Origin of the sequence: Shewanella sp. 10N.286.51.B8, from assembly GCF_041469325.1 — a bacterium.
Taxonomy (GTDB): Bacteria; Pseudomonadota; Gammaproteobacteria; order Enterobacterales; family Shewanellaceae; genus Shewanella.
Genome location: NZ_JBFRKG010000001.1, coordinates 68648 through 83150, shown reverse-complemented (window position 1 = coordinate 83150; position 14503 = coordinate 68648). Strand labels below are relative to the sequence as shown.

At 44.9% G+C, this 14503-nt stretch carries 12 protein-coding genes; 7 read left to right on the top strand and 5 right to left on the bottom strand.

Translation table 11 applies throughout. The annotated features are described in order from the left end of the window. The 4 genes from gspF to gspC are packed head-to-tail and all read right to left on the bottom strand — an operon-like array spanning position 1 to position 5861. Positions 1 to 1224, bottom strand: coding sequence for a type II secretion system inner membrane protein GspF (gene gspF, locus AB4160_RS00395; RefSeq protein WP_102436027.1), 1224 nt, complete (start codon positions 1222 to 1224; stop codon positions 1 to 3). A 3-nt stretch (positions 1225 to 1227) separates the two neighbouring features. Then, positions 1228 to 2775 carry a type II secretion system ATPase GspE gene (gspE, locus tag AB4160_RS00390; RefSeq protein WP_372000425.1) on the bottom strand — a complete coding sequence of 516 codons (1548 nt, stop codon included), beginning with the start codon at positions 2773 to 2775 and terminating at the stop codon, positions 1228 to 1230. Positions 2776 to 2782: 7 nt separating this feature from the next. Next, a complete protein-coding gene (gene gspD, locus AB4160_RS00385; RefSeq protein WP_102436023.1) occupies positions 2783 to 4927 on the bottom strand; it encodes a type II secretion system secretin GspD in 2145 nt (714 codons plus the stop codon). 25 nt (positions 4928 to 4952) lie between these two features. Beyond that, positions 4953 to 5861 carry a type II secretion system protein GspC gene (gspC, locus tag AB4160_RS00380; RefSeq protein ID WP_372003153.1) on the bottom strand — a complete coding sequence of 303 codons (909 nt, stop codon included), beginning with the start codon at positions 5859 to 5861 and terminating at the stop codon, positions 4953 to 4955. A 246-nt stretch (positions 5862 to 6107) separates the two neighbouring features. Between gspC and hslR the strand changes: the two genes are divergently transcribed. The 4 genes from hslR to AB4160_RS00360 all read left to right on the top strand — a co-directional run bounded on the left by hslR (position 6108) and on the right by AB4160_RS00360 (position 11307). Continuing rightward, positions 6108 to 6506: a ribosome-associated heat shock protein Hsp15 gene (hslR, locus tag AB4160_RS00375; protein WP_102436019.1), complete on the top strand. Its 399-nt coding sequence runs from the start codon at positions 6108 to 6110 to the stop codon at positions 6504 to 6506. A 33-nt stretch (positions 6507 to 6539) separates the two neighbouring features. Next, positions 6540 to 7400, top strand: coding sequence for an Hsp33 family molecular chaperone HslO (gene hslO / locus AB4160_RS00370; RefSeq protein ID WP_076541343.1), 861 nt, complete (start codon positions 6540 to 6542; stop codon positions 7398 to 7400). 299 nt (positions 7401 to 7699) lie between these two features. Next, on the top strand, positions 7700 to 9241 hold the full coding sequence (locus tag AB4160_RS00365; protein WP_102476460.1) for a phosphoenolpyruvate carboxykinase: 1542 nt from the start codon (positions 7700 to 7702) through the stop codon (positions 9239 to 9241). Between the two features lie 197 nt (positions 9242 to 9438). Beyond that, positions 9439 to 11307, top strand: a complete 1869-nt coding sequence (locus AB4160_RS00360; RefSeq protein ID WP_102436015.1) for a M14 family metallopeptidase — start codon at positions 9439 to 9441, stop codon at positions 11305 to 11307. Positions 11308 to 11378: 71 nt separating this feature from the next. On the opposite strand, the gene AB4160_RS00355 is transcribed toward AB4160_RS00360, so the two are convergent. Beyond that, positions 11379 to 11735, bottom strand: coding sequence for a GIY-YIG nuclease family protein (locus AB4160_RS00355; protein ID WP_102476462.1), 357 nt, complete (start codon positions 11733 to 11735; stop codon positions 11379 to 11381). A 137-nt stretch (positions 11736 to 11872) separates the two neighbouring features. Between AB4160_RS00355 and moeA the strand changes: the two genes are divergently transcribed. The 3 genes from moeA (at position 11873) to AB4160_RS00340 (ending at position 14342) form a co-directional block, all read left to right on the top strand. Further along, positions 11873 to 13123: a molybdopterin molybdotransferase MoeA gene (gene moeA, locus AB4160_RS00350; RefSeq protein WP_372003149.1), complete on the top strand. Its 1251-nt coding sequence runs from the start codon at positions 11873 to 11875 to the stop codon at positions 13121 to 13123. 38 nt (positions 13124 to 13161) lie between these two features. Continuing rightward, positions 13162 to 13932: a molybdopterin-synthase adenylyltransferase MoeB gene (gene moeB, locus AB4160_RS00345; protein WP_102476464.1), complete on the top strand. Its 771-nt coding sequence runs from the start codon at positions 13162 to 13164 to the stop codon at positions 13930 to 13932. 77 nt (positions 13933 to 14009) lie between these two features. Further along, positions 14010 to 14342, top strand: a complete 333-nt coding sequence (locus tag AB4160_RS00340; protein ID WP_102436007.1) for a DUF333 domain-containing protein — start codon at positions 14010 to 14012, stop codon at positions 14340 to 14342. Positions 14343 to 14503: the final 161 nt, after the last annotated feature.

The window sequence follows — 14503 nt, the reverse complement described above, 5'->3', positions numbered from 1 at the left end:
TTAAGCGCTGATCAAGTTATTCAATTCTAAAATAGGCTGTAAAATTGCCATCACGATAAATAACACCACCGAGGCCATACTGACCACGAGCATGGGTTCAAATACCCCTAAGGCAATATTCACATTAGATTCAAATTCTCTGTCTTGGTTATCTGCAGCACGTTCTAGCATTTGCTCCAGCTGACCACTTTTTTCGCCTGATGCAATCATATAGAGCATCATAGCCGGAAAAAGTTTGGTATTAGTTAGCGCCGCGCCCAGGCTGGTACCTTCACGCACTCTTGCTGTAGCATCATCCACTGCTGCGCGCACTTTGACGTTTTGCAGCACTTCACTGGCAATACGCATGCCCTCAAGCAAAGGTACAGAACTTGCTGACAAGATACTTAAGGTTCTCGCAAAACGGGCGGTATTCAGGCCTTTACTGACTTTGCCAATAACCGGTGCTTTGAGTAACCAGGTGTCATATTGCATTCTAAAGTTTGGTTTTTTTAGCAGCTGCTTTAGTAGTGCAAACAAACCAATCAGTGCCACAAGCACAAATACCCCATAATTTTGCACAAAATCAGAGGCGAGGATCAAAAACTGAGTTGAACCGGGTAGCTCTTGACCCATATGTTCAAACTGACCAACCACCTTAGGTACCACTGCTGCCAGTAATACGGCAATTACCCCAATGGCAACAATGGTTAATACCATAGGGTAAATCATTGCCTGAGTTAGTTTAGATTTCAGTTGCTGGCGACGTTCGGTGTAATCGGCTAAGCGGTTTAGTACCACTTCTAAATGACCAGACTTTTCACCTGATGCCACCATAGCGCGGTACAAATCATCAAATACGTGGGGGAATTCGGCTAAAGAATCAGCCAAGCTGTACCCTTCAACAACCCGCGAGCGCACCGCCATGACCAAACTGGCAAGACGATCTTTTTCACATTGCTGGCCTACCGCTTTGAGTGATTCCTCAATGGGTAAACCTGCAGCAACTAAAGTGGCGATTTGACGGGTAATTAAAGCAAGCTCTGCAACCGAGATACCACGTTTGAAAAACTTAAGCCCACCGCTTTTGGCCTTGGCTTCTTTTTCAGCAACCGGTTCTAGCTCTAAGGGCATTAAGCGCTGTTCACGTAGCTGACTACGTGCATGACGAGCCGTATCAGCCTCTATCACCCCTTTTTGCTGTTTACCATTGCTATCAAGGGCTTTATATTCAAACGCTGCCATTGATTACTCCTCGCGGGTCACGCGCAATACTTCTTCAAGGGTGGTAACCCCTTTCAGTACTTTGCTCATGCCATCATGACGGATACTTGGAATCGTTTGACGGACATACTTTTCAATGGCTAACTCACCGCGGCCACCGTGAATTAATTCACGAACGTTGTCATCAACAGTGAGTAATTCATGGATACCGGTACGACCTCGATAACCATTATGACCACAGGCTTTACAGCCTTTAGCGCGATAAATCACTCGGGTATCATTGACCGTTATGCCTAATAATTCGCGCTCACGCTCATCTGGCTCATGCTCGACCTTACATTCGTTACACAAGGTACGAATAAGTCGCTGGGCTAATACACCCAGTAAGCTTGAAGACACCAAGAAAGGCTCAACACCCATATCTTGCAGACGAGTAATCGCGCCCGATGCCGTGTTGGTATGCAAGGTCGAAATAACCATGTGACCGGTTAGTGAAGCTTGCACTGCAATTTGTGCGGTTTCTAAATCTCGGATTTCACCAATCATGACCACATCAGGATCTTGACGTAATATCGCCCGCAAACCACGGGCGAAGGTCATATCCGCTTTCATATTCACTTGAGTTTGGCCAATGCCTTCCAGTTCATATTCAATCGGATCTTCAACGGTTAAAATGTTGGTGTCTTTGGAGTTAATCTCAGTTAACCCCGCATACAGGGTGGTACTTTTACCTGAACCTGTTGGGCCGGTAACCAAAATAATACCGTGCGGTTTACGAATTAACGCTTCAAATTCATCTTGGATAGACAGGGTCATACCCAATAATTTTAAATCTAGGTTGCCGGTATTTTTATCCAGTAGTCGTAATACCACTCGCTCGCCATGGCTTGATGGCATGGTAGAGACACGCACATCAACTGCGCGGCCGGCAATACGTAATGAAATACGACCATCTTGCGGCACACGTTTTTCTGCGATATCTAAACGCGCCATCACCTTAATACGTGAAACCAACAATGAAGACAGTTTACGGTTAGGTTTTAAAACTTCTTTCAAAACCCCATCAATACGGAAACGGACGATTAATTGCTTTTCGTAGGTTTCGATATGGATATCAGAGGCTTCTTCTTTAATGGCTTCTGATAACAAGGCGTTGATCAATTTAATGATTGGCGCGTCATCATCACCTTCGAGCAAATCTTCGGTTTGTGGCAGTTCTTCGGCGAGGGTAAATAAATCCATTTCATTACCAATGTCTTCCATCAGCTGCTGGGCTTCTGATGAATTAGCCTGGAATGTGTGGGTTAATTTCGCTTCAAAGTCTTCTACCGGCAGCTTGACTAACACCAGATCTTCACCGGCATAACGGCGCACTTCAAGCATGGCATCAAGTGGGGTATTACTGGTGTAGTAAAGCTTTAGGGCATCGGCTTCTTTGGCCAATGCCAAATTAAAGCGATGAGAAAAAGCAAATGGCAGGCGTTCACGACTGTTGGAGTGAAACACCTCATCATTAAGCTCTTCGGCTTCTAAGCCTAAATCGGTAGACACCTGTGCCAATTGTTCAGTCATTGCTGCTTCACTCATTGGCATCATCTTCTTGTTCGGTTTCAGCAGCTTCAGTGACGGCATTGTCTAGATCTTTTCTTTCGCTAATATGCTTAAGCGCAGGGTCTGTTTCGCGCATCTTAGTTTCTAACTCTTTACCTTCTTTGTAACGATTAAGCACTTCGTTCACTTCATCAGGTAAGTAAGCTTCTTGATCCCACTCAGTTAACACTGGCACATTGGTCTTAGGCATTAAGTTTACGCCGCGCTCTTGTTGCTCAAGTTGCAGGGCGCGGAAGTAGTTATATTTACGACCAGCGATGCCTTCCATGGTGATACCGTCACGAATAATGGTTGGCTTGATAAATACCATCAAGTTCTTCTTTTTCTTACCGCTTGATGAAGACTTAAATAAGTGACCGATAATCGGTAAGTCACCTAAAAATGGCACTTTTTGTACTGACTCTTGTACTTCTTCATTAATCAAACCGCCCAGTACTACAATCTGACCAGAATCTGCCATAACCGTGGTAGTTAAGCGACGAGTTGCAAAGGTCACATCGACACCAGTTTTACCGTTAATACCTGACACTTCTTGCTCAATGGTCAGCTTAACCGCATTACCTTCATTGACTTGTGGTACCACTTTTAATTTAACGCCCACTTCTTTACGTTCAACGGTTTGGAATGGGTTGCTGTTACCGTTACTTGAGTTTTGGCTACCGGTAAGAATAGGTACTTCGTCACCAACGATGAATGATGCTTCTTGGTTATCAAGGGTGGTAATCGACGGTGTTGCAAGTACGTTTGATTTGGTATCACTTGAAACCGCTTGGATTAAGGCGCCGAAGTCACCCATTGCCACGCCCCAAGCCATGCCGTTCACTTTACCTAATGCTTGCGCCAGTAAGGTAATATCACCACGTGAATCTGGGTTTTCAGTACAAGTACCATTTTCGGTACACACTGTAGTGCCTTCTTCACCTTGTGCTTGCCATACACCTGCGCCAATCTCACCTATGGTTGGGCCTAAGTTATTAAACTGAGTACCACCACCAGCAGCTGATGCCCATTGAATACCAAAGCCAACATCATCGCCTTCTGATACTTCAACAATAATCGCTTCTACCAATACTTGTGCACGGCGAATATCTAACTGGTTAATCACGCTTTCAATGGTGCGCATTTGATCCGGTTCAGCGCTGATCACCAAAGCATTGGTATCAACGTGAGCCATAATATTAATTTCTTTACGCTTGCTACCCGAGGTTTTACCCGCATCTTGATCGCTCACGAGTTGGTCAGCAAAACCGGTTAGCACTTCGACTAAATCTTCTGCTTTAGCGTAGCGTAAGTAGCGTACTTTAGTGTTACCAGTGTTAGCTTGCTCAGCATCTAGACGACGAATTAGATCGACCACGCGTTGACGGCTCTTTTCATCACCACTCACAATAACGGCGTTCATACGCTCATCAGCCACCACTTTTGGCGCTTGACCGGGCATTTGTGCTTGATTAGCGCTGGCGCGATAAAGGGTATCAACAATACGGACAATCTCACCGGCTGAGGCATATTCAAGGGATACCACTTCAACAGCTGTATCACCTTGCTTATCGACACGGCGAACAATTTCTACTAATTTATTTACGACAGCTGCGCGGCCTGAAATCATCAATACGTTAGATGGGTCGTAGTTCACTACGTTACCGCCACCAGCATTATCATTAAGCTGGCGCAGTAATGGCGCTAGTTGTTTAGCTTCGGTGTTGTATAACGCCACAATGCGGGTGACCATTTCATCGCCCAAGCCTGGGGTGTTATCATCAGCGACGCGAATAGCTGCAGTTTTGGCATCTTTATCTTTAATGACTTTAATAACGCGGTTTTCCATTTCAACCACGGCATAGCCATACACCTGCAAAACATTGAGGAAGAACTGGTAGTACTGCTCGTCATCTAATAAGTCGTAACTGCGGACGTTAATTTTGCCGCGAACAGTAGGATCAACGATGATGGTCTTATTGAGGTTTTTACCCACAATATTAATGAATTCCTGAATGTCTGTGCCTTTGAAATTGGCAGCATACTGTTCCGACCAAGCAGCTTGAGAAGCCAGCATGGCAATACCGGCAACCATTCCAGCAAATAACTTGCGTCGAATTCCGTAACTCTTCATTATTTTCAATCCTCTACTGCCCATACTATTCTGGCAAACTAAAAATTATTTCAACTAACTGCCCATCACGTTCGACCATGACGCCAATTTCGGTTAATTCTGCTAATTGCCCCATCACTTCTAACGACTGCCCCATATCAGTTAAGTCGTAGCCGTTGATGGATTTGGCTAAATCATTTGCTTTAAAACCTGCTGAGGCAAATAAAGACTTATTTTTGCCCGGGTTTAATCGATAACCGCTGATGCCATCTGCACCGCTGACTGGTGAGATAGCCAGATAGTCAGTTAATTTACCCGGATCTGCAAGTAATTCATCCCGTGAGTCGGCTAACTCTTGAGTCAGTACACTACGTTGAACCGTTTGCACGGTGCGATTTTGTTTTGCTTTTTGAAGTGATTCATTGGCTTGGCTTTGAGTGGTGTAATTTAAGCCATCAAGCATTAAGGTTTCATAGCGGCCCGCATTGGTAATAATAATGCGGTCGGCATAAACTTCTTTTAATGACGCTGAAGTGCCTTTGATTTTGTCACCTAGGCTGTAGGTTTCTTGGCTGCCTTTTGACTCGATAACCGCAAGGCCATGTGAATCAGAAGTTGATGCCACCACGCCTGTCAGCAAAATAGACAAGTTAGTTTTAGGGGCATCGGTAATTTGTTCCACTGGAGCGGGCTTTTTCGCTTGGGTATCACTGGCACCTTTTTTACCAAACAGTGATAACTGTTGCACACCACTGAGCTCAATACGTTTCGCGCTAGCAGAAGAAGTTGGCGATGGTTGCCATGCTACAGCTTGAGAATTAACAGGCATTAACTTCCAAGTGATCTGAGCAGCAATTGATAGCACGATCACTAACCCTAACCAAAAGAAGGCCGCGCTCAGCTGCTTTTGAGGAAGAGCCGCAACCTTGGTAATAACTTTATCTAATACATCCATATTTGCTTTGACCCTCAGCACAGGTCGCTGTTCTTATTCTGTTAATTTAGGAAATACTGCATCATGCTAACCTACACGGCTTGTCGCAACAAGCCCATAGCATCTGGATTGGCGAAATACAGCTGATTATGCTACATTTGCGCGCTTAAAAAGGCTGTGAGAAATGCCACTATTTAGGCTCTTGCCTCCATTTTACATGTGAAAAATGTCAACCTTGTGAACTCATACCACTTTTGAGGGGGCTTAATGAGCATAGCTCAAGTTAATACTATGTCAGTAAGGTTAGATAAATGGTTATGGGCGGCACGTTTTTATAAAACTCGCTCGCTAGCAAAAGACATGATCAATGGTGGCAAAGTTCACTATAACGGCCAAAGAGCCAAATCGAGCAAACTAGCAGAAGTCGGTGCAACAGTGCGACTTCGCCAAGGGCACGATGATAGGGAAATAATTATTGCTCAATTGTCTGAACATCGACAAGGGGCTGCTATAGCGCAAACGCTATATCAAGAAACGGCTGAAAGCATCAAAAAACGCGAGTTTAATGCTGAAGCCAGAAGATTAAATATCTTAAATAATCCGGCGCCTGAAACTAAGCCGGATAAAAAGCAACGTCGACAACTTAAACGCTTTAAAGAGTTATAAACTTTTTAACGGCACAACAAATTGAGAGACCACATGAGCAAAGATCTATTACATCGCTACTTATTCGATAATGCCGAAGTCCGTGGTGAAATGGTACAACTGGAAAACAGCTACCAAGAAATTTTAGCCGCCCATGATTACCCTGTTGCATTACAGCACATCATCGGCCAATTAATGGCGGCAACGTCATTGTTGACAGCCACCATTAAATTTACTGGCGACATCAGTGTGCAATTGCAAGGTGATGGCCCAGTATCTTTAGCAGTTATCAATGGCAGCAACTTACAGGCCTTACGCGGCATAGCCCGCTGGAAAGGTGAGTTAGCAGATGACGCTTCACTGGCGGAGCTGTTTGGCCAAGGTATTATGGTGATTACCCTAACCCCTGATGAAGGTGAACGCTACCAAGGTATTGTGTCTCTTGAGCATGCTGATTTAGCCGCCTGTTTAGAAGAATACTTCAATCAATCTGAGCAGCTCCCCACAGTGATCCGTTTATTTGCTGACGGTAAACAAGCTGCCGGTATGTTGTTACAGGTATTACCGACTGAAAACAAAGAAAACGAAGAGTTCGAACACTTATCTGCGCTGACTCATACTATCAAGTCAGAAGAGCTATTTGGCTTAACCGCAGAAGAAGTGTTACATCGTTTATACCATCAAGAAGAAGTGCGCTTATTTGATCCTATCGATGTCACCTTTAAGTGCAGTTGCTCTAAAGAGCGTAGCGCTAAAGCGCTGGCGACCTTAGAGCAAGCAGAAGTTGAAGCCATACTCGCTGAAGAGGGTAAAATTGAAATGGACTGTGAATATTGTCCTGCAGTTTACAACTTTGACAGTATCGATATTGCGGCAATCTTTGCTGGTAACATGAGTGCAGACAAGCAGCAATAACTGTTACCTCCTCAAGTAAACTTTCAAAAAAAGCGCCTAAGGCGCTTTTTTTATCGCTAAAAATCCCCCTTTCAACTTAAAAAATGCCACTAATTACAAAAAAGTTACCAAACTGTTACTCCTCCGTGCCGTTATTGCGTTATTATTAAATTGCATAGGGATCGCTAATTTAGTGTTCAACCGAACCTTAATTCAGCCGCACCTAAGCCAAACTTAAGCAAGCTAACGTAAGTCATCCTAAACAAAAAAATCGGCGCCATAGACCGATAAACGACCTACTTATGACGGAGAACCACTCGATGACAGATGAAACCAACAGCGTACACCTTAACCTTACTAGCGCTGAGTTAATTGAACTTGCTTTACAACGTAATGAAGGGACATTAACCGCCAATGGCGCACTGGTAGCAAAAACCGGCGCAAGAACAGGTCGCTCTCCCAACGACCGCTTTATTGTTCAAGAAGCCAACACCCAAGATGAAATCGACTGGGGCTCAGTCAACAAAGGTATCGCTGCCGATACCTTTGATGCACTTTGGGGCCGTGTTGAAGCCTACCTTGCTGATAAAGAGCTTTTTGTTTCTGAGCTTGAAGTTGGTGCCTCTGATGAGCACTACCTTCCGGTTCGTGTTACTACAGAATATGCTTGGCATCAGGTATTCGCCCGTAATCTATTTATCACCCCAGAAAGCTTTAACCGTGGCGATAAAGCAGTATGGCAAATTATCAATGCACCTGATTTTGTTTGCGATCCTGCCCGTGACGGCACCCACTCCGATGCCGTAGTGATGATTAACTTTGCCGCCAAAAAGGTACTGCTAGCAGGCCTTAAATACGCCGGCGAAATGAAAAAGTCGATGTTCTCGGTGCAAAACTTCTTATTGCCAGCAAAAGGGGTATTGCCAATGCATTGCTCCGCTAACGTGGGCGCTAAAGGTGACACTACTTTATTTTTTGGCTTATCAGGCACAGGGAAAACCACCCTTTCAGCCGATCCTAAGCGCTTTTTAATTGGCGATGATGAACATGGCTGGGCACCGGGCGGGGTATTTAATATTGAAGGCGGCTGCTACGCTAAATGTATCGACTTAAGTCAAAAAAATGAGCCGGTTATTTGGGATGCGATTCGCTTTGGCACCGTACTTGAAAACGTGGTGTTAGATGACTCTCGCACTCCTGATTACACAGATACTAGCTTGACTGAAAACAGCCGTGCTGCTTATCCGTTAGAGCATATTGGCCAGCGCGTTGAAGAAAATCGTGGCGCTGAGCCTAACTCGGTGGTGTTTTTAACCTGTGACGTATCTGGGGTATTACCGCCAGTGTCTGTGTTAACCAAAGAGCAAGCGGCTTATCACTTCTTGTCAGGTTATACCGCCAAAGTCGGCTCAACTGAAATGGGCTCGACCGCAGCCATTCAATCGACCTTCTCAACATGCTTTGGCGCACCATTCTTCCCACGTCCAGCAGGGGTTTATGCTGAACTATTGATGAAGCGCATTGAATCATTTGGCAGCCAAGTTTACTTGGTTAATACTGGCTGGACTGGTGGACCTCACGGTGTTGGTAAGCGTTTTGACATCCCTACGACCCGCGCGATTGTCGATGCCATTGTCAGCGGCGAGCTTAAAGACGTTGAAACCATGCATATTGATAAACTTAACCTTAAGGTGCCTGTCGCGGTATCAGGGGTTGAAACTGCATTATTGAACCCAGTAAACACTTGGGCAGATAAAGCTGAATATGCCAAATTTGCTCAGCAACTCGCCGAAGAGTTCACCGCAAACTTTGCTAAGTATGACGTGTCTGATGAGATTAAAAATGCTGGCCCTAATAGCTAGTGTTGAGCCGATGACATATTAACTTGTCATCACGGCGCTACCAAGTTGAAGCCTAATCAAAAAGCCGCAAATCCCCAGTTGCGGCTTTTTTAATGGCGTAATTTACTTTCCTTTAATCAGTATCAATCTGCTATTGCCTCCATAGAGAATTAATTTAAGATGACACAATAAACTTTGGATATATCATAGGGATATCTATGCGCCGCGCCATCATTGCCACTCTAGTGATTAATTCATTCTTGCTGCTCAATAGCAATGCATTCGCCACTGAAAACCTTAGTAAGCATTCGGAAAAAATAATAACTGCCAGCCCTAGCGTTAATAACACCTTTGTAAACGACCCGATTTTACCGCCAATTGCCAGCTGGCAAGGCGCCAGTAAAGCATTAATTCAATCAAAAAATGCACCATGGGCGACCCCTTTTGAGCAAAACGGTTTAATTAGCAGCCCTAATTACAATGATACCCAGCAATGGCTCACCAAGCTGGTCGACAGCAGTGATTTACTGCAACAAGTCTCCATCGGTAAAAGCCCCCAAGGCCGTGATATTTGGATGCTGGTCGCATCGGAAGAAGGGGCTGCCACTGCTAAAGAGCTTAGCGGCAATAATAAACCCACAGTCCTGGTACAGGCGGGGATCCATTCTGGCGAGATTGATGGCAAAGATGCCGGCATGATGTTGCTACGTGACATTAGCCATGGCGACAAAAAAGCCTTACTGGATAAGGTAAATCTGTTGTTTGTGCCCATTTTAAGTGTCGATGGTCATGAGCGCAGTGATGAGTTTAATCGGGTTAATCAGCGAGGGCCAGTTAATATGGGCTGGCGCACCAACGCCAGAAACCTTAATTTAAACCGTGATTACGCCAAGTTAGATACCCTTGAATTACAGCATATGATCCGTGCCATCAATTTGTGGCAACCCGACTTGTACATTGATGTCCATGTGACTGACGGCATCGACTACCAATACGATGTCACCTTTGGTTATAACGTCAAACAAGGCTATAGCCCAGCAAGTTTTGATTGGCTAGAAAACTATTATCGCCCTGAAGTTGAAGCGGCGCTGACCAAGCAAGGTCATGTCCCTGGCGGGTTAGTGTTTGCCATTGATAATACCGATATGTCTAAAGGGCTGTCTTACTGGAATCCAAGCCCACGCTTTTCAAATGGTTACGGTGATGCGCGCCATTTACCGACCATTTTAATTGAAAACCACAGCTTAAAACCCTTTAAACAACGGGTGCTTGGTACCTACGTGATGCTTGAGCAAACCCTTAAAACGGTTGCCGAGCATGGCACTAAATTAACAGCGGCAATTTATGAAGATAAGTACCGCACCCCGCAGCAGCTTGCGTTAACTTGGCAAAGCGTCAAACAACCCCAAGGTTGGGATTTTAAAGGCATTGACTACAGCGTTGAGCAAAGTGACATTAGTGGCACAAATGTGGTCAGATGGAATGGCCAGCCAAAGCTATACCCTAACTTACCGCTAATGGGTAACACTGAAGCCGATATCATCACTCAACGGCCTAAATTCTATTATGTTCCCGCCCAGTGGCAGCAAGTGATTGAGCGCTTAGCCATACATGGCGTAAGAATGACTCGCTTAGAAAAGCCTAAAACCATCAAGGCGGCGCAATACCAATTTAGTCAGCCTGAATTTAACGCAGTAGATTATGAGGGTCGTCAACGGGTTAAAGCTAGCAGCACTAAAGTTAAAATAACAACCACTTTACCAGCTGGTACTATTCAAATTGCCACTAACCAACCTCTGGGTGATTTAGCCATTTTGCTGCTGGAACCTCAATCTGCAGATTCGTTTTTTCAATGGGGATTTTTCAATAGCATCTTTACCCGTACTGAATACATTGAAGACTATGCCGTCGAGCCATTAGCGGCCAAAATGCTGGCTGAAGACGATAATTTGAAACTAGAATTTGAAAAAGCCTTAGAGGATGAAGCCTTTGCTGCAGATCCGAAAGCCAGACTGCGCTGGTTTTATCAACGTAGCCCCTATTACGATGAGCAATACTTGAAGTATCCAGTACTGAGATCTCACTAACTCAAATTCTAAAGCTAACGATAACCAGCTGCAGCAGCAAACATTGCCACTTAATACGCCATAAGCGCCTGTTAAGTGGCTTTAGCTTGCGCGTTTTCATAACTCGCAATCATGGCTAACTTTTGCCTACGCGTTAACTTCTTTACCGCTATTTCCCGCTTCAATGCACGACTTCTATCAGGCTGTGACTCTTGATATACCAGTGTGAGTGGCCCTTTTCCTTTTAAGAATTTAGCCGCTTTTACGCCACCAGCTTGATGCTCAGCAAAACGGCGACTAACATCTGTGGTAACCCCAGTGTACAAGTGACCGTTATGGCATTTGACCATATATAAAAACCAAGCAGATGCCACGATTGCTGGCTTTTTCGATGTGGTCATTAAACTATTATTGCAGTCACTGGCAGTTTGTTGGTTTTGGGTCGGCATCGATATAAAAAACCTTCGGTCTGATCATAGTTATCTGCTGCCAGCATGGCATAATGCAGAATCAAACATAAATCTTATCATCTTAGCACTCGCTAAGTGCAATCAGTATATGGCAATAGCCATGTGAGGAAGCAACGATGTCAAAGCAACCAGATGCCTGCGCACAACCCGATTTAATGCCGCCACAGGAGGCTATCGAAGCGTTATTAGCGCAAGTTAATGCCACCCAAGACAATGAAATGGTCAGCTTAAATGATGCAGTTGGGCGAGTATTATCTGAGAATTTAGCTTCTTGTATTGATTTGCCTCCCTTTGATAATTCATCAATGGATGGCTTTGCTTTTCGTTTTGAAGATTTAAACCTCAGCTCATCGACTGAACTGACACTTATCGGTACCTCTTTTGCAGGTCACCCTTTTAAGGGGACGCCTCAAGCCAATACTTGTATCAGGATAATGACCGGCGCGCCGGTACCCGCTGGTTATGACACAGTGCAGATGCAAGAAAAAACTACCACCAATGCTGACATCATTAGTATTGAAGCGCCCAAAGCGAAAGGCGCTAACGTGCGCTACCGCGGCGAAGAGTTGCTTGCTGGTACCAATGTGTTAAAAAGTGGCATTCAAATTCGCGCCGCAGAGATGGGCGTACTGGCCACTATCGGTATTAGCCAAGTCAGAGTAAAACGTAAGCTTAAAGTCGCCTTTTTCTCAACGGGTGACGAATTAAGACCTGTTGGTAGCGATCTCGCCCCTGGGCAAATTTATGACTCTAATCGCTACTCAATTAAAGGCTTATTAACCCAAGCAAACGTGGAATGGATTGACCTAGGTGTCATCGAAGATGACAAAGAAGCTATTCGAGGTGCATTCAGAGAAGCAGCAGAGCAAGCTGATATCGTGCTCACCTCTGGCGGGGTTTCAGTGGGTGATGCGGATTACACCAAACAAATTTTGTCTGAAGAAGGTGAAATCACCTTTTGGCGCTTGGCCATTAAACCGGGTAAACCGTTTGCCTTTGGTAAATTAGGTAAAGCGGTATTCTGCGGTTTACCGGGTAACCCTGTGTCATCAATGGTGACGTTCTACAAGCTTGTTTGGCCTATTATCAACAAAATGCAGGGCTTAACCCCTAAAGCACCTGTCATCGTAACAGCGACACTTTCAAGCCCTATCCGTAAACAGCCGGGCCGCGCCGAATACCAGCGTGGGGTGCTTAGCCGTGATGACAATGGCGAGTTAGTTGTTTCCACCACTGGCGGTCAAGGCTCTGGCATGTTGACCTCAATGAGCCTAGCGAATTGCTTTATTAACTTAGCGCAATTTCAAGGCGATGTTGCAGCGGGTAGCACAGTCGAAGTTGAACCCTTTAACAGCGTACTTTGCTAAGGATTAATAATGACCGACAGCAAGGGGCTAGCAGCTTAATGAGCAATGACATGTTAACTGACGATATTCTTACCGATAATGAAATGCTGCGTTATAGCCGCCAAATATCCATTAAAGCCATGGATATCGAAGGCCAAGAGAAACTTAAACAAGCCAAAGTCTTAGTCATAGGCGCTGGCGGTTTAGGCTGCACTGTAACCCAATATCTGGCAGTGGCAGGTGTGGGTGAAATGACCATAGTCGATTTTGATACCGTGGAGTTATCAAATTTGCAGCGCCAAGTACTGCATCATGATGAAAATATCGGCCAAGCAAAAGTTGATTCTGCGAAGCAAACATTACAGCAACTCAATCCACTTATTTACATCAATACCATTAATCAGTTTCTGGATGAAGCTGCCATTGAGCAGTTAGTATCAACACATATGCTGGTGCTGGATTGCACTGATAATGTATTAGTTCGCGAGCAACTTAACCGCAGCTGCTTTAAGCATAAAGTCAGCTTTATTTCAGCGGCAGCTATTCGTATGGAAGGCACGGTGACGGTATTTGATTATCAGTCGCAGTCGCCTTGCTATCAATGCTACAGCAGTCTGTTTGGTGAGCAGCAGCTAACCTGTGTTGAATCAGGAATATTAGCTCCTGTCGTGGGTTTAGTGGGTTGTATTCAAGCCACTGAAGCCATTAAGGCCATTAGCGGTATGGGCCAAGGGCTTAATGGCCGCATTCTAATGATTGATGCCATGACGATGGAGTTTCGAGAAATGAAACTACCGAAGCAAATTCACTGCCCTGTTTGTGGGCAATAGAAGTAATTCACCTAACAAGGCAAACTTGTCTATAGTTGAAGAAGAGATAAAACGGCTTTATAAACAGGAACTCTGTTATGTCAGCTCTTCTTCAACAACTGCATCTAAGCATTCAACAACTGCGCCAGATAACTGGATTTACACCAAGCTCGTCTCAAGAATTTTACTGCCACTTAAGGCCAATGCAAACACTGTGCTTAGGCTGTAGCGTTACCCTTCTCTCGGCCTGCTCAGGTGACGATATAACCCCGTTACACCAAACTAATCCTGCTGCCGATTACTGCCTTAAGCTAGACGGCAGTTTAGCGACCATAGCTCACATCAATGGCGATATCTTACTGTGCACTTTACCCGACGGTGAAGTAGTGGAGTCTTGGGAATTATTTAGACGCGACCATCAAAAATCGTAGTGGCACTGAACGCTAAGCGCAATTGAATTGGCTAGCGCCTAAAATTATAAGTATCAGCGTGATAAAACGGATTAGCTTGTAGTGGTAGCCGTTACCAAGTCACTTTGTAAAACTGCACTATCAGGTTTCACCGCTGCAACTTCAGTGACTGCAACCTCAGT

Bases quoted from the DNA above. Each gene is read 5' to 3' on its own strand.
- gspF (WP_102436027.1), bottom strand. From the start codon at position 1,224: ATGGCAGCGTTTGAATATAAAGCCCTTGATAGCAATGGTAAACAGCAA.
- gspE (WP_372000425.1), bottom strand. From the start codon at position 2,775: ATGACTGAACAATTGGCACAGGTGTCTACCGATTTAGGCTTAGAAGCC.
- gspD (WP_102436023.1), bottom strand. From the start codon at position 4,927: ATGAAGAGTTACGGAATTCGACGCAAGTTATTTGCTGGAATGGTTGCC.
- gspC (WP_372003153.1), bottom strand. From the start codon at position 5,861: ATGGATGTATTAGATAAAGTTATTACCAAGGTTGCGGCTCTTCCTCAA.
- hslR (WP_102436019.1), top strand. From the start codon at position 6,108: ATGAGCATAGCTCAAGTTAATACTATGTCAGTAAGGTTAGATAAATGG.
- hslO (WP_076541343.1), top strand. From the start codon at position 6,540: ATGAGCAAAGATCTATTACATCGCTACTTATTCGATAATGCCGAAGTC.
- AB4160_RS00365 (WP_102476460.1), top strand. From the start codon at position 7,700: ATGACAGATGAAACCAACAGCGTACACCTTAACCTTACTAGCGCTGAG.
- AB4160_RS00360 (WP_102436015.1), top strand. From the start codon at position 9,439: ATGCGCCGCGCCATCATTGCCACTCTAGTGATTAATTCATTCTTGCTG.
- AB4160_RS00355 (WP_102476462.1), bottom strand. From the start codon at position 11,735: ATGCCGACCCAAAACCAACAAACTGCCAGTGACTGCAATAATAGTTTA.
- moeA (WP_372003149.1), top strand. From the start codon at position 11,873: ATGTCAAAGCAACCAGATGCCTGCGCACAACCCGATTTAATGCCGCCA.
- moeB (WP_102476464.1), top strand. From the start codon at position 13,162: ATGAGCAATGACATGTTAACTGACGATATTCTTACCGATAATGAAATG.
- AB4160_RS00340 (WP_102436007.1), top strand. From the start codon at position 14,010: ATGTCAGCTCTTCTTCAACAACTGCATCTAAGCATTCAACAACTGCGC.